This window comes from Halobacteriovorax sp. RT-2-4 (genome assembly GCF_047085445.1).
In the GTDB taxonomy this organism is placed as follows: Bacteria; Bdellovibrionota; Bacteriovoracia; order Bacteriovoracales; family Bacteriovoracaceae; genus Halobacteriovorax_A.
This window is the reverse complement of record NZ_JBKIXY010000001.1, coordinates 284,330-304,547: the sequence shown is the minus strand read 5'-3', so window position 1 is coordinate 304,547 and position 20,218 is coordinate 284,330. Positions and strand designations below refer to the sequence as shown.

The following is a 20,218-nucleotide window of genomic DNA, read 5'->3' as shown; positions in this document are numbered from 1 at the left end:
AGCGGCCTTTTTTATTAATTACTTTGACATAACAAAGTTAGATGGAAGTGGAAGAATTGAGCCTTCAATATAAATAGGCTTCTTTACACCTTTTTCAAGACGAGGTGACTCCATATCTAAAACTTCATTTTTCGCTGATGCAATTGCATTATCAACTGAAACTGTTAGAGATAAAACAGCAGCACGATGTGCACGCTCAGAGTTCACAACACCTGATGTTTTTACTTTTCCAGCAAGGAAGCCTTTTACATCAACTGTTTCAAGAATAATTCTCTTTACTTGTAGCGGCGTCAGTTCAGGATTGATATCAAATACCTTACCTGCAACACCAGCAACATATGGAGCTGCTTGAGATGTTCCTGATACTTTAATGTATTTATTTCCTGGAGCACTAGAAAGAATTCCTACACCAGGAGCAGCAACATCAACCATCTTCGCACCGTAGTTAGAAAATGGAGCTAGTTGATCGTAGTCAATTGTTGCAGCTACAGAGATTTCATTATCACCTTGAATATTTGTTGGTGAAGTTGGGAAAACATCATTATCAAGGCCATCATTACCTGCTGCAAAAACGAATAATGTATTTGGAGCTGCCTGAAGCATTGATTGAGAGTTTTTAACAAGAGCACTTAGAAAGTACTTTGCATACATATCAACTGTTTCTGGATTTGGTTCTTTCTTTGAAAAAGTCTTCATTACAGTTTCAACAATCATCTTTGCTTGTGGGTAACCTGTACCAAAAGAGCCATTCGCAACACGTGCTCCGTGGTCTGCGATATAGTAAGCAATTTCGTTAAATGTTGAAGTCTGTGCTTTTGCAAGTTGATCAATTCCTGCCTTAATTAGTTTTTCAACAAATCCACCTAAGAATGAATTAACAGCAATTTTTTGACCAGGAAGCTTAACCTCTGTTGGAATAAGCTTAACTGCAAGAATTTTAGCATCATCAGATTTTTCAGCAGAGATACCAGCGACGTGTGTTCCGTGCATAAAGTTTCCATACACAGTCATTCTCTTAATGAAGTCTTCGTCTTTTACAATCGTTCTTATCCAAGTAACCTCTTCTTCAGTAATTGTTCCTCTCATTGACTTCTCTTGAAGCTCAAAGAACTTAACCATGTCATCATTTAAAGTACCAAGGTACTTATAGTCGATAACTTGATTATTACTTTCTGCAAAGTTCCAACCGTAGACATCATCTTGATAACCATTACGGTCCTCATCTCGATCGTTACCAGGAATTTCTAGTTCATTAATCCATGCTTTTGGAGCAATCTGCTCATGCATCATATCTGTACCAGAATCAATAATTGCGATTGTTGCAGCACTTGTCGCACTTGATAAAAGTGCTACTGCTAATATATTTGCTAATATTTTCAAAATTTCCTCCAATGAAATATATTTTGATTAAATTTAAGCTCTATTATCTATTTTAAAATGTAGATTGCATATGTAAAATGAAGATAGCTTACAACGTCTTACATAGAACAAATACTATATAGTATAAAGAACTCAAATACAGCAGAGGAAGTCATGCGTCATTTAACGATATTTGCGACAGATGTCATCAAAGGTCCCCTATTCCAAGATTTAAAAGAACAAGGCCATACAGTTAAAATTTGGGATCGTTTAAAACATGGAACAATCACTCAAGATGACATAGTCGAAAATGCAAAGGAATGTGATGTTATTATCTCAATGCTGAGCAATAAATTTGATGCACAAACTTTAGAAAAACTTCCAAAACTTAAACTCATCTCTCAATATGCAGTTGGTTTTAATAATATAGATATTGATTACTGTAGAAAAAATAATATTGCTGTCACAAACACGCCAAATGTTCTCACAAAGGCCACGGCAGAGCTTGCGATGGCACTGATGCTTTGTAGTGCACGAAAAATTGAAGCAGCAAGACAAAATGTAATTAATAAAGAATGGCAAACATGGGAGCCAGCAGGCTTTATTGGAAAATCTTTATTTGATTTAAAACATGGAATTATTGGAGCAGGAAGAATTGGGACTCAATTTGCAAAAATGTGTAAGGGCGCATTTAACCAAAAGATTCTCTACACTGGCCCAAGCAAGAAAGATCAAATTGAAAATGAGTGCAATGCAACTTATGTTGATCTTCAAACACTTTTAAAAGAAAGTGATATCATCTCTATTCATTGTCCATATACTCAGTCAACACATGAGCTTTTAAGTCACGATGCCTTTAAATTAATGAAGAAAGATTTAATTCTAATTAATACGGCAAGAGGTGAAATTATAAATGAAAATGCAATGTATGACTTCTTTAAAAATAATGAAGAAGCACAGGCAGGACTTGACGTTGTTTGTAACGAGCCACTAAGTAGTAACTCTCCTTTAAGAGAACTATCCAATATCTTCATTCTTCCACATATTGGTTCAGCAAATGATGTTGCACGTTCTGATATGGCCAAGCTCATTTTTGATAATATTCAAAGCTTTGCAAATAACGAAGATTTAAAAACAAGTGTTTAAGAATTTTATATAAGGTTTACCTAAATTAAGCTGAAGATTTTTTGATATATTTATACATTATATTCATGAATATAAAGGAGTTATTCATGAAAAAAATATTAATAATCGATGACGATCAAGAAATCAGAGACCTGCTTAGGGCGCTACTAGAAAGTAATTATAATATCGTTGAAGCAAGTAATCAGGATGAGGCCATTGCGACGGCCTGGCAAGAAAAGCCAGACCTAATCCTCTTAGATATACTATTACAAAATGAATCTGGATTTGAAATTTGCTCGCAATTAAAAATGAATGATGAACTTAAAGATACACCAATTGTTTTCATTTCTTCAAAGAATAATGTGAATACAAGAGTAACTGGTTATCAACTTGGTGGCATAAACTTTATCAGTAAACCATTTGAGCCTTCAGAAGTTAAAAGCATTATTAGCACAACTCTTAAGTCTGTTAACAATGAGAATGCACTTGAAGTGATTAATTACCGCGACATTGCTCTTAATATCCCATCTCAAGAAGTTAAAATACGTGGAGAAAGAATTCATTTTACATCTTCAGAGTTCAAAATAATTCATCTACTTCTAAAAAATGAGCAAAACGTTTTGGCGAGAGAGAAAATTCTCAATCATATCGCTCCTGATAATCATAAGGTTAACGATCGCATGATTGATACTTATATAAGTTCAATTAGAAAGAAGATCAAAAATTCTAACTTTATCATCAGAAGTGTTTACGGTGAAGGTTACAAAATTCAAGAGGTATCACTGTAGGTCTTAATAGGCCTACAGACTGTTTAAATAACGTCTTACTTAATCTAAATTAAGCTAAATTTAGACGACTTATCCCTATGGTAGCACTTAAGTCAATTATACTGTTCCTATGAAAAAGCATATCATGGTTATTGACGACTGCTACGAAACTGCCAAGCTCCTTGCCACTAGCCTCGAGAACACATTTAACTCACATGTTCGTTTTCACACTAATCCATTTAAGGCCATTGAAGATATACAAACAATTAAGCTTAATCGCGGAGAGAAGCTTTATATTATTTGCGACTATATGATGCCACAGATGGATGGAATTGAATTGTACGATGAGATCTCATTACTCGATAAAGAAATGAGTTTTATCTTAGTAACAAATGAAAATGACAGCCAAGTAATAGAAGAGGCCGCACGCAAAGGTATCGATCTCTTTGTACTCAAACAACAAGGCTTTGATGTCGTGATTAACCAGATTAATAAAATAATCAATGATGAAAATAGACTCGGTCGAGATATTATAGAGGTATTTGAAATAAGTGATGTTGTTCAAGGTTATCGTGTCGTTGAAAAAGATCATAAACACTTAAAGCTTTTAACAAAGGAAGAGATTCCAAGGAATGCCATTATTAAATTAGATGGTCACTCTTCGAGAGCTCAAATTTATAAAGTTGATAGTTGTAAAATAGTCGACAATAATATTGAAGTCGAATGCAGTCCCGTTAAGGCCTCATAAGTTTAATACGATGAGCTACGACAATTGCAATAATCAAAAGAAGTCCAGCTAGCATATTTCCACCGCTGCCACTATTATTAACATCTTCAATCGTTCCGCAGGCTCCTCCACCACTTTTGCCACTACTATAGCTATCGTTTAAAGCAGCTGTTCCACCTACTAGAACGGGATCGTTATAACGGAAACTTGCATTAGGAGTTGTCGAAAATGCTAGAGATACTGCCTCGTATGCATCAACAGCACCTTTTGCACAAGAGCTGCGATCGCAATAATAATCAACAGCTGTTTTTGTGATGATATCTCTAACCTGATCTGGATATAAAGAAGGATTTGCTTGAAAGATCATTGCGGCAGTTGCTGATATAAGGCCAGCGGCCATTGAAGTTCCATTCATTCTTGAAAAGACAGCAGTTCCTTGCGTTGATTGTCCACTATTAACAGTCGATAAAATACTATCCCCTGGAGCAGCAATATCGACAATACGGCCATAATTTGAATAGGAAGAGCGAGCACGTGTTGTTGCAACGGCACCTACTCTTAAAACTCCACGGCAATTTGATGGAGTATAGAAAGAAGCGTCTGCGTTTGAATTTCCAGTTGCAACCACAACAACAACACCTTTAGAGCGCGCAAAATCAATTGATTCTTGCATGTAACGACTACAACTACCACGTGCACCTAAAGACATATTTACAACACGGGCAGGATAAGGATTGGCCGGGGCTCCGGAAACACTACCGCCAGCTGCCCATCTCAGAGCATCAGCAATATCTGAAGTAAGACCACCGCATGCACCTAAAACACGAAGTGGCACTAAATTAACGTTTTTGGCGGCCCCAACGACACCATAACTATTATTAGAACTTGCACCAATAATTCCTGCTACGTGTGTACCGTGCCACGTTGAGGCATTTGTACCAGAATTACATGCAGTAGTAGCAGAGCCATAATCCCCTTCATCATTTGGATTTGCATCACGGCCATCGCCATCTCTTGAATTATCAGAGTCGGATATAAAATCATATCCACCTACAACATTTGTATTCAGATCAAAATGGTCTGTTATCCCCGTATCAATAACTGCTACATTAACTCTCGTATCTGTTTCAGAAGTTGCATACTCTCGTGCATGATAGAAAGTATTGTCGAGGTAATTTGTGAAATGCCACTGACTAGGATAGTAAGTGTCGTTGTACTCACCACCATTAGCAAAGAGCCTTAAATCTTCTTCCACGTATTCAACGTCGTCACTTAAAGCGAATGAAGAAAATTGTGAGCTTGGATTAATTTTTGATTTTTCGACACTTCCATCTTTGTATTTAATGATAAAATCGGCCGAAATATTGGCCGCACTGAAGGCGGCCAAAGCAAGTACTAAAAGTCGCATACTCAATCCTTGAGTTCTTTGATCTTATATATCTTATATAAAGAAAGGCCTGTGGCATCCTGCCTGAGGCAACTACTATATACTAAGCACAAACCGTGCCAATTGTTCATCTTACGATATCAGCTACATCCCAGCATTTACCTGTCAAAATGACACACGCTAGGGCCAAATTGCGAAGAAAAAGGTGTCAGAATTGTGACTTAAATAAAATTTAAATTAGCTTAAAAAAATTAGGCTTGATTTAATTGGACTCAATTAAGGTAACTTTCCAACGACGATTGTCTGGATCAGTTATAAAGAAGAATTGCACACCTTCATGCACAAGTATTTCAGGTATCTTTTCATTAGAGAGAATATTAAGGTTTTCACCAGAGCTTTCTAGTCGATAGTTTACAAACTCAACCTTCTTTTGTAGCTCAATTAACTCATCGTAATTATCAACAACAAAATCAAAAACGATATTATTACCAACTTGGGCAAGTTTAGGACGTTCAACCACGAGAAATCGTAACTCATCGTTAAAGACAACAACTGAGTCAGACGCTCCTTCAACTTCAAGATCAAAAACTTCACTTAAAAAAGTGGAAGTTAAATGAGCATTTGAGCTAAATAAAACGATGTGACCTAATTTCATCTCTTAATTATTACGGGCCTTTTCGATATCGTCAATAATGGCATTGATTTTTAATACGTATTCCCCATCACAACCATCTTCTTGGCAGTGAACAACGCGGTTACATTTAGCTTTAGTATCCCACTCAAAATCATCATGGCCACGAATAAGAAGGCCAACCATCTTATTACTTTCTTTTGAAAATACTGGCCCACCGCTATTGCCACCAAAAGCGTCTAGATTGGTGATATAAAATAAAGGATCAATATCTCTGACAAAACCATTATAAGAATACTTTGATAAGAAACCGTTTGGATGACCAATCATATAGACTTCATCTGAAACTTCTAGTTTAGTTTCTTCTACTTCCACAGGCTTTCTACCACCTTCAACTGTACGATCTAACTCAATTAGTGCGTAATCAAATGTCTTATCGCGACTTTGGTTATAAGCAAGAATCTTCTTGCAGTTATATACCTGAGATTTCACAAAGTATTGAGTTGCATTACTACTTCCAAGATCCTCACGTGCATCAAAGATAAAGCTTTTACGATCACAAGCGATTTGAACATTTTGAATGCAATGTGCGGCCGTTAGAACCTGCTTTGGCCCAACAAGAACAGCACTACACTTTCCATACGCTTTCTGGTCAAGAAACTTCTCTTCCCCCTCACAAAGACGTGCATTCTTTGTGAAATCAGAACCGGTTATAGAAAATAGCCTACCGCTAATTACTTCGTTTAAACTCCAACGATTAACAACAATAGCACTCGAGTGAGCATTTATCTTTGCAACAGGAGAATGCATTAACGTTCCTGCATTGACATCAACGATATCAAGATCACCATAAATGGCCTTATCAATATTATCAATTAAATCTGAAATACTTGGCGTAAGATATGCAAAAGCATTGAATGAAATAAAAAGTGAAGTAATAGAAAATAATACTTTTAATTTGTTCATTTTGGCCCTTTATAAAATAATGTTCATATATATAGGCCAAAAAGCTGATAAACACGAGTATTTACGTAATTTTTGTAATTTTTCCAACCTCGTGAACACGGAAAATAAGATCATCTACCTCGTTGAAATCACGTGCAAACTGGCCAAGATACATCCAGTGCGGACCTTCACTCGCGGCCAGTAAGGCCTGTTTATCATCTCGAATCTCTGGGCGCTCTAAGCTAATAAGATGACGCAAGAAAGACTTCTTAGAAATACCAATGAGCCAACGCTTAGATATTGTTTGAATCTCATGTAACTCATCTAATAGATTTAGATTTTGATCTGTGGTTTTTGAAAAGCCAAAACAAGGATCTAAAATGATTCGTTCAGAAGCTATGCCTGAGCTTTGAAGCTTATCCATTGCCTGCTTGAAAAAAGTCTTTAGAGAGTTAGCATTGAGCTTAGGATCCAAGTAATTCATATGCTCAAGAGTCTTATCGCGGCCAGGAACGAGAGTGTGACAAAGGACGTACTCAATCGTTGGATAATCATTTAAAAGCTTTATACATTTATCGTCGATAACACCAGAAACATCATTCCAGATAATACGTTCAAACTCTATAGCATACTTGTCTAAGAACAGCCTCATTGTTTCAGGCTTATAGGTATCAATTGAAATCGTTTTAAATTCATTTAGATACTTAAGGTGCTGGAACATATACGAATCAAGCCTGGCCCATTCTTCTTGTAAGGAGACAGGATCATTAAAAGGAGCGCTACTTTCAGCACCAATATCGATACCGTAATTGGCGTTTTTAAACTTTTCTAATTGTTTGATTTGATAGTCTTGATCGAGATTTAAGTGGCCATCAGAGAATGAATTAGGGGTAGTGTTAACTACCCCTAAAAAAGATATTTTAGTCATTTTAGATTATGCTAATTTTGGATCGTCAATTGGTTTAGAAATTGTCGACTCACCTGCTGCTTTTTGAGAAGGTGCTTGTTGGTTATTAACCTCTTCAACTAAAGGAACACCAATATCTTCACCATCGATTAAAGACTGAATTTGTTTTGAATCAAGAGTTTCCCAAACAATTAGTCCTTCAGCAATTCTATCAAGCGCATCACGGTGATCAGTTAAAATCTTTTTAGCAACTTTATAGTTCTCATCTAAGAAACGTGTGATTTCTGTATCGATTTCACGTGCTGTCTCTTCAGAGTACCCTACACCTTCACTTGGTGCAGTTGAACCAAATGGAGAATTACCTGGTTGATGGAAGTTACGTGGTCCCATTTTAGAACTCATCCCCCATGAACAAACCATACTAGAAGCAAGTTGAGTTGCTCTTTCGATATCATTTGAAGCACCATTTGAGATTTCGTTAAAAACGATTTCTTCAGCAACACGTCCACCCATTAAGAAAGCAATGAAGTTTTCAGCTTTCTCTAGTGTTAAGTTGTGCATGTCTTCGTTTGGAAGAGTTTGCGTCACACCTAAAGCTCCTCCACGAGGCATAATAGAAACCTTATGGATAGGATCAGTCTTTGGAAGATTCATACCAACAAGAGTGTGTCCTGCTTCGTGGTATGCAGTTACTTTCTTTTCTAGATCAGAAAGTACCATCGACTTTCTTTCAGGCCCCATTAGAACCTTATCTTTTGCTTGTTCGAAATCGATCATTTGAAGAACCTTCTTACCGTAACGAGCAGCAAATAAAGCAGCTTCGTTAACAAGGTTTGCAAGGTCTGCACCTGTGAATCCAGGAGTCCCCTTTGCAATTACTTCAAGATCAACAGCTGTATCAAGTGGAGTTTTCTTTGTATGAACCTTTAGGATTCCAAGACGTCCGCGAACATCTGGAGGTCCAACAGTTACACGTCTATCAAAACGACCAGGTCTAAGAAGGGCCTTATCAAGTACGTCAATTCTGTTTGTTGCCGCAATAAGAATAACACCTTCATTTGATTCAAAACCATCCATTTCAACAAGAAGTTGGTTTAGTGTTTGTTCACGCTCATCGTGTCCACCACCCATACCGTGTCCACGGTGGCGTCCAACAGCATCGATCTCATCAATGAAGATAATACAAGGAGCATTCTTCTTACCTTGTTCAAATAGGTCACGTACACGAGATGCACCAACACCGACAAACATTTCAACGAAGTCTGAACCTGAAATAGAAAAGAATGGAACACCTGCTTCACCAGCAACAGCTCTTGCAAGAAGAGTTTTACCTGTACCAGGAGGACCTACAAGGATTACACCTTTAGGGATCTTACCACCAAGATTAGTGTATTTCTTTGGATCCTTAAGAAAGTCTACAACCTCTTCTAGTTCTTCTTTTGCTTCTTCTACACCTGATACATCAGAAAATGTAACTTTCTTATCGTGTGGAGAAAGCATACGTGCTTTAGACTTTCCAAAACTCATTGCCTTGCCACCACCTGATTGAAGTTGGCGAAGGAAGAAAATAACAATGAGGAATAGGAAAATCATCGGTCCCCAGTGCAGCAAGAAAGTTGTGATAACGTTTTGTTTCTCTTCCGCTTCGTACTCTGGATAGATTCCGTGAGTTTCTAAAATTTTAAAAGTTTCGGCACCTGTCGTTCCTGTCGCTTCAAACCAAGCTCCATTCTCATAGCCGTCCTTAAACTTTCCTAAGATCTTGTCCTTACCCTTTAGAACAACTTTATCAACATGTTTGCCTTTAATTGCACTAACAAAGTCCGGGTATGTCACAGGCTTGTATGCCTGGCGGCTTTCAGAAGAAATTTTAGCGATGGCCGCAAACATAAGGATTAAGATAATCCATAGGAGGAGTGTTTTGTTTTGTCCTTTCATTAAAATCCTTTTTAATTAATTTTCAAATTAACTATTAATCAAATATTCACTAACTAATTACAATTCTTAATAAAATATAAAGCTATATTGTAACCTTATAGTTATTAAAATGGTATCATTTTAGTGAGTGTCAAGCCTAGTAATTTAAAGCCAAACTAAAACTTTACCGCTTTTACGCCATGAATAATGAACTGGAAGACTAATTTCAGAAAAGAACTTGTTTAGGTTCCCATCCCTATCAGCTATCGGACAAATCTTAAGCGAATGCTTAGTATTAGTGTTATTTGATAGAAATGGAACGCCTTCAGGAATCTGCGAATGATTAATGCTAAAATTAATCTTATGACCTTTCTTGACCACGGCCAAATGATTTTTAAAATTAAATACTCGTAGCCCTCCGCTAAAGCTTAATGGCCCAATACTCGAAGACTTTACAAGAGAGCGTAGCTTATTAAACTGTGAATGAGTTCGCCCTTTTGATGAATGAGATTGTGAAAGAATCGCCTGCTCAATGCCCTCACTAATTTCACCATTATATGAAATCACGATCCCCCACTGACGCTGAATAACCTTGAAGTCTTGTGCACGACTAAGCTCTTTTTTAATCATTTTCAGCTTATTCATGCGATTACAATAGTGTTTAAGGTGTCCAGGAAAGCGTGGAGCAATCTGATTTGCAACAAGACTTCTTATAAAGTTGCGTTCGTAGCGTAAGTCTTTATTAGAGGCATCTTCAAGCCACTCTAGCTTGGCCAATTTAGCATACATGAGAATCTGTTTCTTAGAGAATGCAAAAAGTGGCCTATAAATATTGCCATTACGATACGGCATACCTAAATCAATCTGCTTTGCCGAAGATTTAAACTGCTGCATAAGTGACCATTCAAAGCAGTCATCAAGATGATGACCAGTAAGAAGTAACTCTCCCACTGCTAGATTCGACAATAATAGTTGATACCTTTTTTGGCGTGCAATAGATTCGAAATTCCTTGTCTTTAAAGATAAGTGTTCAACCTTATATGTCTTAAATTCGAGGCCATGTCTGTTAGCAAAACTTGATATCAGCTCAACTTCGTCTTCAATCTCTTTTCTTGTGCCATGATCAATATGTAGAAGTCTAAGTTTCTTGGCCCCTGCTTGAACCAGTAGATGCGCCAAAACCATAGAATCAACGCCACCACTACATGCAACGGCCATAGGTCGAGATAGATCAAGGCCCATATCAACGTTGAATTTCTTAAAATGAGAAATCATCTTAGCTCCAAGCGAATGTGATTTTTTTTGTTTAGGTTTTAGATTCATCGCCATTATTTTCACAAAATTTAACTTTTTGATAAATTATAATATTGACATACGAGGCGCAAGTCATTAATATCCTAATCAATCGAAATGTGCGAATGTAGCTCAGTTGGTTAGAGCGACGGATTCATATCCCGTAGGTCGGCAGTTCAAATCTGCCCTTTCGCACCATTTTCCCTTCACTCTATATCAATTAAATTTAAACTTACAACGTGCATCTTTCATTAAGACATCATGTAACTTAACTCGATTTGATTAAGCTGACTTCTTAACATTTTCCCTCTTACATTCAGATTTTTATCGTCATGTAAATATACCTACTTACGCACAACGCTCATGTTAACAAATACATGGACACCAAAATAAAATACAACGATAAATCATTATAAATACAGGCTTTTTTAAATATTTTGTTAACAAATTTAAGGCATCATATTGACTCAGTGCAAAAATAGTGGAATAATTTAGTCATCCTAATAAAGGAGGGATATATGAAAAACACACTAAAAAAAGCATTACAATTTTCATCACTAACAACTCTACTTTTATTAAATGTATCTTGTGTTGAAGAAAGCGATCTTATTGCGGCCCAAAAAGCACGAGTAAATATGCAAATGGGATCTTATAGTGTCGCTCAAAGCACATTCTTAGATATGTTTTTCCCAAAAGCTTATGCAGCTATTGGTTCACTGACTCTATGTTTTAAAAGGGTTCGTTTTAAACTCGACGATACTGATGCTGCAACTCTTGGCGAAGATAATGTTGATTTCAATATTGGAGAGATTAGCATTGATGGTGGCGTTGTCGACTTAGGCACACTTGAGCTACCAATAGGTAAAACATACAAGAGAATTGAGTTTGATCTTGAGTCGGACTGTGCTGGTGGAAAAAGTATCGATCTTGTAAACGACAATGGTTCTTATAGCACAACTGATCGAATTACGATAAAATTTTCAGGGACTTTTACTGCTAATGATGGCGCGGTGATGGTTCTTGGTCCGCAAAACTTAGCTTCGGCCCTTAACTCTTATAATGGAGTTAGTACATTGAAAGATGTAGCAGAAGGTGCCAGTGGGACATTTTAAGATTAATTAAAGAGAGTAAGATATGAGAAAGAAACCCCAAATAGACATTTTTGAATATCATGACTATAGGGAGTTTCTTTCTCATATGTTCAAGTACCAAAAACAAGTGAACAACATCTCCCTGCGCTCTATTGCATCTCAAGCAGAAACGACGGCCGCAAACCTCTCAATGGTATTAAAAGCGAAAAGAAAACTAAGTAACGAATTAGCTCAAAATATTGCTTCAGTATTAAACTTTAACAAACAACAAGAAAATTACTTATTGAATTTGATCATATTGAATGACTCAAACAACATCTCAGATAAGTATAAAGCTTATCAAAAGATGAAGAGGAATTATGCTTATCAAGATGGCCATGCAAAGAGTCTTGAAAGCTTTAAATATTTATCAGACTGGTACAATGTCGTTATTAGAGAGCTAGTAGCAACAGAAGGATTTAAGTGGGACGCTCGTTATATACAAAAGAAACTTCCTAAAAAAATACCACTAAAATCGATCAAATTGGCGATGGACTTTCTTGTTAGAAATGGTTTTGTTGAAATCAGTAATGGTCTTGCAAAGATAGATAAGGAACTCGATTGCGTAGGCGGTATCTATAAACTATCTCTTTCAAAGTTTCACGACGAAATGATGGGAATTACTGTTGATTCAATTTATGAAGTTGAATCACACAAACGATGTATTCTTGGTCATACTGTTGCTTTATCAAAAGATGACTTTCATAAAGCGACAGAATTACTTAACAATACACTCAACGAAATTAAAAAACTTGGTAACGAGGACCAAAGCAAAGAGCACGTCTACCACTTTATTTTATCAACTATCCCCGTTACAAGATAGAAAGGATTATAATGAAAACAATACTTAAAACCATAACTTTCATTTTACTATTGCTGCCTTTATCAAACTGTGGCCAAGGAGGTACGACAACTGGAAACCCAGCAAAAGTTACAATTGAACTCTCTTCTTACAACCCTATCGCTTGGACACCTATGGACATACTAATCCCTAAGGCCATGGCCGGTGTAAACAATTTAAGTTTTTGCTTTAAAAGACTACGCTTTAAATTAGACGACAGTGACTCGGCCGATCCTACTAATGACCTAGATAATATCGATTTTGACCTGGGCGAAAAAATAATAAATACAAGTGGAACTTTCCTGGGAAGCGTCACTGTACCTGCGGGAACATATAAAAGAGTCGAGTTTGATTTAGAAAATCACTGCTCTTCAGGCAACTCTGTTGAATTAAATAATGACAATGGAAATTTCATTACCAGCGATCGAATCACTATAAAGTTTTCGGGTAATTTAACTGTCTCAAACGGTGACGTCGTCAATTTAAATATTCAGATATTTATTGATGCCCTAAATAATTTTAACGGTGACAGCAATGCCTTAAGAGATACCCTTAGAAATATCACTGGTTCCTTATAGAAAACACTTCAATAAGAGCTAAGGCCAAATCTTTAAACAGTCTTAGCTCTATAAACCATCCTTATAAATGATCCCGCTCAATCTCGTACATGTATAAATAATAGGCACTGAGCAAGTTCTTAACACTCAATCAACCAAATAAATTTAGTATCTTACACCACATTTCAGCAGTTTAAACTTTTTACACCCGTGAACTTGTTTCATTACACATGGCATCATTCATGCATCTATTCTAGTATCAAAACAAATAGGAATGACATGATTAAAGCGAAAAACGTAACTAAACATTTAATTTTACTGGCCTTACTAAGCCAGGCACAAGCTTTCGCACAGAACGAATCGGCAAAAATCTTTACAGAAGGGCTTAGCTCTACTCTAAAGACAGCAGGATTCAAAAATGTAGGGCTAGAGCTTGGGGCGGATTATGGTGCTCTTGATTCAAGAACTGATAAAGGAAGTGTTTATCAGACAAAGATGAACCTAGAGCTTGAAGCAGAGGTTGTTGAAAATATCGACTTTAACTTCAGTGGTGGTTTTAGCTATCAATCAGGTAACTCTTCTTCACAAGAAGCAGAAAGAGTTAAAACTTACAAGCCAAAGTTCACTTATGACTATGGTTATTTTGATTTTAGGCCACTTAGTTTTGTAAAGATCAGTGCAGGTGCTCTTGATAACTCAACTAAGCGTCAATATATCTCTCCATTCATTAACGGTGGAACATCGTTTATTGGTGCAAGAGAAGTGATTGCAACTAAGGTTGGAAACTTCTACCTTCGTCTTCAAGCAACACAAGCTAAGCCACAAAATGCAATTTTAAGAGAAACTTTTAATATTGATGATTCAGGTGATCCACAATTCTTCTCTGAGTCAGCAGACATTAGCTACCTTACAAAAGCTTTACGCATTGGTGGTGCTGTAGGTAGTTACCGCTACAAGAAACTTTCAGGTGATCTTGCTAACAAAGACTACTACTGGGGGAACTCTGTAAGCATCGGTACACCAATTGATCAAAGTCTATACCTTTATGACTTTACAGGAATCTTTGCTAATGCAGGAATTGAAATTGCTTTAGGAGATAACTCTCTTAAGCTTTCAGGCTCATATATTAAAAACACTGAATCAGTAGTTCCAGATGATAAGAACACTGGTTACTCATACAGAGCAGATTTCAAAACAAATATGGGTGACAAGAAAATTACTCTTTCTGCCCTAGCATTTGAAAACCAAGCAGATACTGCACCAGCTTTCTACCGTGGTGGAATCTTTTCAAATGACTACAAAGGATATGCCGTAGGATTTGAATTAGAAACACAAAAAGGATTTAGCACAGAATTTAATTATATTAATCGCACTGTACTTGGAAACCTTGACTCAGCGTACTTAATTGATGGTTACAGTGACGAACAAGTTTATACAATCTCCCTAAGGAAAGAATATGACATTTTGTAAGAACATGAAGAACATCACTCTCCTAAGCATCTCAATGCTTGCACTAACAACGCTTGTTAGTTGTGGAAGTGACACTTCCAACGACGAAAGACAGCAACTTGCAAGACAGCTTAAGGCTTCTGCAAATGAAAGTGCTCTTGTGTCTGTTTCACGCTTCACAGTAGAAGGAGTAACAGAAGATAAGGCATCGATGAAGTCAAGAATCGCTTATGGTAAGACGTTTCATGTAAAAGCATGTCTAAGTTCAAAACTTGGAAAGAGCTTACAGTACCAAACTTTCTACGTATCTGGTGAAAACTTTCAAACTGTAGAAAGAACTGCTGATGACAATAGCTGTATCTTTTGGGATGAGCCAATTACTATGGACTATTCTCTTCCAAACACTTACCTTCCAATGGGTGAAAGAGTAGTAACTCTTGCAACAAGTGCTAATATTTCATACGACCTAAAACTATCGATGAATCAGTATACAAATAGCATTATTCACAGAAATAACTATGTGATGAAAACTTCTCTTAACAAGAACCGTCTAAGTGCAGACGAGATCATCAATGTTAAGAACGTAAAAATCACTCCTAAAGGTTTTGGTCAAGTTGATCCAAGAAATGATAATTTAATTATTGATCAAAAAGTTGTTGTAAATGGATGTTTAAACCTTAAGGCAAATGGTAGCTCACTATCAAACGAATTTGTTAAAGCAAGACTAATCAACCTTGAAAAACAAGAAAACGGTGAAGAGCATGCAGTAACTGAAATGTATGACATTACTGACGGTCAATTAGATGAGTCAGGTTGTGGTGAAATCAAGTTCTACCTTGAGCACGAAAGATACACAAACACTCGTCGTATTCCATTTAACCTAGAAATTGAAGTTCAAAATGAAACACTTCAAAATGCAAAAGTAACACGTGGACTATGTCTTTACCCATGGTCAAATAACGGTTGGATTTTTGCTGAAGTTTCAAGAACTGGAAAGTGTGAAAAAGATAATAACAACCAAAGAGCAAGACTATTTGTTGATGAAGTTAACTATAGCTTCCTTGGACACGATAATAATAATGGTTTCCACCTTAACAAGAACCTTGATCTAGTAATTGAGAAGTCATTCATTGTTAAGATGTACCCAAAAGTTAACTACGGTAACTACGTACACCACATGAACCCAATTGAGCCTTTCTACCAAGGAAAGCTTAAGCTAGAAGTATACTTCCTAGCGCCACTACAGGGTGATATTGATTTAACAAATGAGAACAAGCACAAGTTTAAACTTATCTCAGTTGCTTCACGTGAAGTAGAAGTAGAAAACAATTTACTAAAGGCAAGAATTGATATGCCAATCAAGTTTGTGGACATGCCATATATCCACACGAGAACTTATGCGGCAATTAAACTTTCACCGATCTTAAGAGAAGGAGATGATCCAAGAAATGCACCTCGTCCAGCTTGGGCAGCAGGTACATTCCACGCATCATCAAAGTCTTTTCACTCAATCCTTCACACTCAACTTCAAGTGACGGATAAGTTTGAAGAGCAAGATTTTACAAATACAAAAATTGATAAGAAAATGAATGAAATGGTACAACTTGAGAACTACCTAGAAAAGCTATCAAACGATGTAAAAGGTGTGACAAAGAAAGATATCATTGCAGCTAAACTAGCTCCTCGTTACAACAAAAGTTCTGAGGCGATCTTCTCTGACGAACTTAAGAAGCACGAGCTTTTTGATGAGACAATTAAAGTTGATCACACTGGACTGAACAAAAAACTTATTGAAGAAAATAAGCTTACGACGACTGAAATCTCTAAGCTATACGAAGACCAATACGACTCAGCAACACTTGCTAAGCTATGTGGGACATTCTTTAGCCAAGAAAAAACAGGTCTAATCTGGAAATCTTACTCAGACTACAATATGAAAAAGTGTATTGAGTCTCCATGGGAATTCATGATGATTACACCAGTAAGTCACGTACAAGAGATTCTTTCAAAACCAAGAGTTAGCCACTCGAATACTATTAGAATCTCTAAATCAACTGGTAGCGGAACTTACTTTACTGAAAACAGAAGAGTTGGATTCTCTCACGGATATAAAACAGGTGTTGGTGCAAAACTTGACTTCAAACTTCCATTTGGAGAAAAGTTACCAGTAAGCGGTGGAGTTGGTGTATCAGCAGGATACGACTGGTCAACGGCATGGTCACTAGATCGTTCAAATGGTGATAATAACAGAAGTGACAGCGGACAATCAATTGATCTATACGCTGAAGCAATTACACTAAACTTTGAAGCAAGAACACACCAGTGTTTTATGATCGAAGGAACATCAAAGTTTAAAGCAGAATGGATCTCTGATAAGTATCCATCAAATCACGGACTTGGTGGTAGATTAGTTTACAACACTGTTAACAATCCGATTCGTTACAAAGTATGTAAACCAAGTGCAGGAAAAGAAAGACTAGAAGAAACATGGTACTTTACAGGTGAAGGTTTCCAATTCAACTCAATCTTAAGAGATAGACTTGGAATGACTGAAAACCAATACACAATGATGTTTAGAGGAAGAAAGACACTTTATAAGTTTACTGACTTCCTAGCAAAAGCTTCAAGCTCGATGTTTAACATCAAAGAAAGAAAGACTCAGTCACCAGATGTTTATATGCTAGATGTGTACAAGAGTTATAAAGAAGCATTTGATAGCAACCACGACTTAATCGATGACCAAGCAATTCCAGGTACGGTTGAGAAGTATGACCCAATTAAAAACGGCGGAGACCACAACTTCTCAGAAGACAAGTGTGAACTTCCACCAGATCAGTACAATCACGCATCAATTGATTTTTGCTAGAAATAAAAAAGGCCTCTTAAGAGGCCTTTTTCTATTTTAATTACTTTGCTTCAAAGCTGTCATATTTGGAAAAGATATAATCAAGAGTATCATCATCCACATCGCGGTAAAGACATACCCCTAATTCCATAAGATAAATTTTTAAGTGCTCACGAGGATCAACGTTAGGATATTTCTTCTTTAGAAGTTCAAATAACTCGGCCTCGGCTTCCACAATAATATCAGACAACTCATTACCAGCACCCTTATTGATCATATAAAGTGCTAACAGATATGGCATTTGAATGATTTGCTTTCTAACTATTTTAATACGCTCACGAATTCCAACAGAGTTTTCCTGAGATAGGTTAAAGATACGAGCAATCATATACTTAACCGCTTCCTTAAGGATTACATCCTTTTCCTTACCTAAATAATAATAGATGAGTGAGCGAGTAACATCTGCCTCTTTGGCCACCTCGGCGATTTTCCAGTTAAGGTGTCCCTTAGCAACTTCTAATTTGGTTACTGCATTTAAAATTCGATAATGTACTTCTTCACTTTTATTGCTTGTCATAAATAAATCTCTCTATACCCGATAATAATACTTAAGTTTTAAAAGGTAAAATCCGATAAAAATTTATTGAGTCATGTTCAATTTTGATTATTTAGCTATTTATATTTTTCAGAATTGTGGGGGAAAACAATGAAAAATCAGAAACTTACAGGGATCGCCGGAGCGATTATCGTCTCTACCTTGCTAGTATCTTGTAATCAGAAGTCTTATCGAATGCCAAGTTCATTAAAGAGCTCAAAGTTTGAATCCCTCATGCACGAGATGCACGAACAGGTATCCAAGGGCGTAAAATCTCCTGCAGAATGTGCGACAAAGACTGAACATTACTACAATCGCCTCTTTTCCATTAAATCAACAGATATCGATTTTTCTGAATTCTCGCAGTATCAAATGCAAGATTTCGTGAATGCATCCTTTAATATTCGCCTTGATCTCAAGGAGAAATTAAAAGATCTCAATAGTACTAAGGAACTTGATCAAGATGAAAAGCAATGTCTTAAGGGTGTAAAAGATATTTTTAGGGCCCTACGCTATCTTGAGGACTACTTTATCGAGTCCTACTATGCCTCAAGGCCTAAGGGAAAAGTACCGCGCCAATTTAGCACATTAAATTTTGATGGCGACTCTCCTATTCACTTTATGGTTAATCCTGAATATAGTTTTTCAGGCCCGAGAGATCTCAAATCAGGAGATATTATTCTATCACGCGGGAATGCCTACTCAAGTGCCGCTATTGCTCGAATCGGCGATGATGATCATCAATTTTCACACTTAACATTAGTATATAAAGACAAGAAGACAGGCGAGCTTTTCACGTCAGAGGCCCATATCGAAGTGGGTAATGTTGTTGCTCCCTTTCAAGTACACCTTGATCAGGCAAATTCTAGAACTGTTGTCTTTCGTCACAAAGACGCTAAATTAGCGCATTTAGCGGCCAAAGAGATGCATGAGCGTTTCTCTAAATTTACTAAGAAACACGATAAAAATATCCCATACGACTTTGCCATGGACTATAACGATGACTCGCAAATCTTTTGCTCTGAAGTTATTTATCATGGTTACAAAGTTGCCAGTGAAAAGCTTTCTGGAACAGCTATGGATATCCCAGAGTTTAAAACGAGCTTTAACCCGGCCCTACTTTCATTTCTACAAGACTTTGGTCTCCAAGTGACAAGTGAAAATATCGCAAAGTTTAAAACATTCGGCCCTGGCGAAATTCAATTTGATTCACGCTTTGATCTCGTTGCCGAATGGAGAAACCCAGATAAACTTAAGGATACACGTTACAAAGATGCGATTCTTTCAAAGATTTTTGAATGGATGGAAAAGGAAAGATATGAATTTGATCCTAGCTTTGGAACAAAACTAGGTAATGATTTTGCTTGGCTTGCACGTCGTTCAGTTATCAGTCGCGGTATTATTAAATTTGTAGCAGGTGTAAACTTAGAAGAGAAATTTCCACTCAATCTAGGTTCAAAACAGATTGATCTCTTTGTTGTTCTAGACCAAGTTGGTGAGAAGCTCTACGAAAGGATTGCAAAGGCGGAGAAAGAAGCAGGAGGAATCCTCTCTTTTAATGAAATGTTTCAAGAACTTGAGAGTTACCGAAAAGAAGACTTAGATAAGTACATAAAATATATTGAAGACAAGAAGTATAATCAAAAGCTTCAAATGCAAGGTGGTCGACGCAATGGCCCAAGAAGACGCCGCTCATTAAGTAGGCCTGATTTCCACCACTTATTTCACAACTAAAGCTAAAGG

At 36.8% G+C, this 20,218-nt stretch carries 17 protein-coding genes and 1 tRNA gene; 10 read left to right on the top strand and 8 right to left on the bottom strand.

Translation table 11 applies throughout. The annotated features are described in order from the left end of the window. Window positions 1-18 precede the first annotated feature (18 nt). Complete coding sequence (locus ACMAYL_RS01400; RefSeq protein ID WP_412470618.1) at window positions 19-1,380, bottom strand: S8 family serine peptidase; 1,362 nt, start codon at window positions 1,378-1,380, stop codon at window positions 19-21. 153 nt (window positions 1,381-1,533) lie between these two features. Between ACMAYL_RS01400 and ACMAYL_RS01395 the strand changes: the two genes are divergently transcribed. The 3 genes from ACMAYL_RS01395 (at window position 1,534) to ACMAYL_RS01385 (ending at window position 3,999) form a co-directional block, all read left to right on the top strand. Further along, on the top strand, window positions 1,534-2,505 hold the full coding sequence (locus ACMAYL_RS01395; protein WP_412469532.1) for a 2-hydroxyacid dehydrogenase: 972 nt from the start codon (window positions 1,534-1,536) through the stop codon (window positions 2,503-2,505). Between the two features lie 86 nt (window positions 2,506-2,591). Next, entirely contained in the window at window positions 2,592-3,272 is a 681-nt protein-coding gene (locus tag ACMAYL_RS01390; protein ID WP_158246814.1) for a response regulator transcription factor, read from the top strand. 109 nt (window positions 3,273-3,381) lie between these two features. Next, the gene (locus ACMAYL_RS01385; RefSeq protein ID WP_103217200.1) at window positions 3,382-3,999 is read left to right on the top strand and encodes a response regulator; all 618 of its coding nucleotides are present in this window, start codon (window positions 3,382-3,384) and stop codon (window positions 3,997-3,999) included. Here ACMAYL_RS01385 and ACMAYL_RS01380 read toward each other — a convergent pair. The 6 genes from ACMAYL_RS01380 to tilS form a co-directional block, all read right to left on the bottom strand. Further along, entirely contained in the window at window positions 3,986-5,386 is a 1,401-nt protein-coding gene (locus tag ACMAYL_RS01380) for a S8 family peptidase (protein ID WP_412470617.1), read from the bottom strand. The genes ACMAYL_RS01385 and ACMAYL_RS01380 overlap by 14 nt on opposite strands. Before the next feature lie 241 nt (window positions 5,387-5,627). After that, window positions 5,628-6,020, bottom strand: a complete 393-nt coding sequence (locus ACMAYL_RS01375; protein WP_021267033.1) for a glyoxalase/bleomycin resistance/dioxygenase family protein — start codon at window positions 6,018-6,020, stop codon at window positions 5,628-5,630. A gap of 3 nt (window positions 6,021-6,023) precedes the next feature. Beyond that, entirely contained in the window at window positions 6,024-6,962 is a 939-nt protein-coding gene (locus ACMAYL_RS01370; RefSeq protein ID WP_103217198.1) for a trypsin-like serine peptidase, read from the bottom strand. A gap of 61 nt (window positions 6,963-7,023) precedes the next feature. Continuing rightward, window positions 7,024-7,869, bottom strand: coding sequence for a dihydropteroate synthase (locus tag ACMAYL_RS01365; RefSeq protein ID WP_412470616.1), 846 nt, complete (start codon window positions 7,867-7,869; stop codon window positions 7,024-7,026). Between the two features lie 6 nt (window positions 7,870-7,875). Next, the gene (ftsH, locus tag ACMAYL_RS01360) at window positions 7,876-9,786 is read right to left on the bottom strand and encodes an ATP-dependent zinc metalloprotease FtsH (RefSeq protein WP_103217196.1); all 1,911 of its coding nucleotides are present in this window, start codon (window positions 9,784-9,786) and stop codon (window positions 7,876-7,878) included. Between the two features lie 144 nt (window positions 9,787-9,930). After that, window positions 9,931-11,040 (bottom strand): tRNA lysidine(34) synthetase TilS, encoded by a 1,110-nt coding sequence (gene tilS, locus ACMAYL_RS01355; protein WP_412470615.1) that lies wholly within the window; start codon window positions 11,038-11,040, stop codon window positions 9,931-9,933. A 139-nt stretch (window positions 11,041-11,179) separates the two neighbouring features. On the opposite strand from tilS, the gene ACMAYL_RS01350 reads away from it, so the two are divergent. The 6 genes from ACMAYL_RS01350 to ACMAYL_RS01325 all read left to right on the top strand — a co-directional run bounded on the left by ACMAYL_RS01350 (window position 11,180) and on the right by ACMAYL_RS01325 (window position 17,901). Further along, a tRNA-Met gene (locus tag ACMAYL_RS01350) sits at window positions 11,180-11,256 on the top strand. 320 nt (window positions 11,257-11,576) lie between these two features. Next, window positions 11,577-12,170 (top strand): hypothetical protein, encoded by a 594-nt coding sequence (locus tag ACMAYL_RS01345; RefSeq protein ID WP_412470614.1) that lies wholly within the window; start codon window positions 11,577-11,579, stop codon window positions 12,168-12,170. Window positions 12,171-12,192: 22 nt separating this feature from the next. Then, window positions 12,193-13,011 carry a TIGR02147 family protein gene (locus ACMAYL_RS01340; RefSeq protein ID WP_412470613.1) on the top strand — a complete coding sequence of 273 codons (819 nt, stop codon included), beginning with the start codon at window positions 12,193-12,195 and terminating at the stop codon, window positions 13,009-13,011. An 11-nt stretch (window positions 13,012-13,022) separates the two neighbouring features. Then, entirely contained in the window at window positions 13,023-13,607 is a 585-nt protein-coding gene (locus ACMAYL_RS01335; protein WP_392992005.1) for a hypothetical protein, read from the top strand. A gap of 258 nt (window positions 13,608-13,865) precedes the next feature. Next, window positions 13,866-15,056 (top strand): hypothetical protein, encoded by a 1,191-nt coding sequence (locus ACMAYL_RS01330; protein ID WP_412462583.1) that lies wholly within the window; start codon window positions 13,866-13,868, stop codon window positions 15,054-15,056. After that, window positions 15,043-17,901: a hypothetical protein gene (locus tag ACMAYL_RS01325; RefSeq protein ID WP_103217193.1), complete on the top strand. Its 2,859-nt coding sequence runs from the start codon at window positions 15,043-15,045 to the stop codon at window positions 17,899-17,901. The genes ACMAYL_RS01330 and ACMAYL_RS01325 overlap by 14 nt, the downstream gene beginning before the upstream one ends. Before the next feature lie 40 nt (window positions 17,902-17,941). Here ACMAYL_RS01325 and ACMAYL_RS01320 read toward each other — a convergent pair whose 3' ends face one another. Beyond that, window positions 17,942-18,457 (bottom strand): TetR/AcrR family transcriptional regulator, encoded by a 516-nt coding sequence (locus tag ACMAYL_RS01320; protein ID WP_103217192.1) that lies wholly within the window; start codon window positions 18,455-18,457, stop codon window positions 17,942-17,944. 129 nt (window positions 18,458-18,586) lie between these two features. Here ACMAYL_RS01320 and ACMAYL_RS01315 point away from each other — a divergent pair, with 129 nt between their 5' ends. Beyond that, window positions 18,587-20,209, top strand: coding sequence for a YiiX/YebB-like N1pC/P60 family cysteine hydrolase (locus ACMAYL_RS01315; RefSeq protein ID WP_412470612.1), 1,623 nt, complete (start codon window positions 18,587-18,589; stop codon window positions 20,207-20,209). The last annotated feature ends 9 nt before the right edge of the window (window positions 20,210-20,218 follow it).

Excerpts from the sequence above, each read along its gene's own strand:
- ACMAYL_RS01315 (WP_412470612.1), top strand. The coding sequence starts at position 18,587 with ATGAAAAATCAGAAACTTACAGGGATCGCCGGAGCGATTATCGTCTCT.
- ACMAYL_RS01345 (WP_412470614.1), top strand. The coding sequence starts at position 11,577 with ATGAAAAACACACTAAAAAAAGCATTACAATTTTCATCACTAACAACT.
- ACMAYL_RS01325 (WP_103217193.1), top strand. The coding sequence starts at position 15,043 with ATGACATTTTGTAAGAACATGAAGAACATCACTCTCCTAAGCATCTCA.
- tilS (WP_412470615.1), bottom strand. The coding sequence starts at position 11,040 with ATGATTTCTCATTTTAAGAAATTCAACGTTGATATGGGCCTTGATCTA.
- ACMAYL_RS01330 (WP_412462583.1), top strand. The coding sequence starts at position 13,866 with ATGATTAAAGCGAAAAACGTAACTAAACATTTAATTTTACTGGCCTTA.
- ACMAYL_RS01375 (WP_021267033.1), bottom strand. The coding sequence starts at position 6,020 with ATGAAATTAGGTCACATCGTTTTATTTAGCTCAAATGCTCATTTAACT.
- ftsH (WP_103217196.1), bottom strand. The coding sequence starts at position 9,786 with ATGAAAGGACAAAACAAAACACTCCTCCTATGGATTATCTTAATCCTT.
- ACMAYL_RS01385 (WP_103217200.1), top strand. The coding sequence starts at position 3,382 with ATGAAAAAGCATATCATGGTTATTGACGACTGCTACGAAACTGCCAAG.
- ACMAYL_RS01390 (WP_158246814.1), top strand. The coding sequence starts at position 2,592 with ATGAAAAAAATATTAATAATCGATGACGATCAAGAAATCAGAGACCTG.
- ACMAYL_RS01320 (WP_103217192.1), bottom strand. The coding sequence starts at position 18,457 with ATGACAAGCAATAAAAGTGAAGAAGTACATTATCGAATTTTAAATGCA.
- ACMAYL_RS01340 (WP_412470613.1), top strand. The coding sequence starts at position 12,193 with ATGAGAAAGAAACCCCAAATAGACATTTTTGAATATCATGACTATAGG.
- ACMAYL_RS01365 (WP_412470616.1), bottom strand. The coding sequence starts at position 7,869 with ATGACTAAAATATCTTTTTTAGGGGTAGTTAACACTACCCCTAATTCA.
- ACMAYL_RS01380 (WP_412470617.1), bottom strand. The coding sequence starts at position 5,386 with ATGCGACTTTTAGTACTTGCTTTGGCCGCCTTCAGTGCGGCCAATATT.
- ACMAYL_RS01335 (WP_392992005.1), top strand. The coding sequence starts at position 13,023 with ATGAAAACAATACTTAAAACCATAACTTTCATTTTACTATTGCTGCCT.
- ACMAYL_RS01370 (WP_103217198.1), bottom strand. The coding sequence starts at position 6,962 with ATGAACAAATTAAAAGTATTATTTTCTATTACTTCACTTTTTATTTCA.
- ACMAYL_RS01395 (WP_412469532.1), top strand. The coding sequence starts at position 1,534 with ATGCGTCATTTAACGATATTTGCGACAGATGTCATCAAAGGTCCCCTA.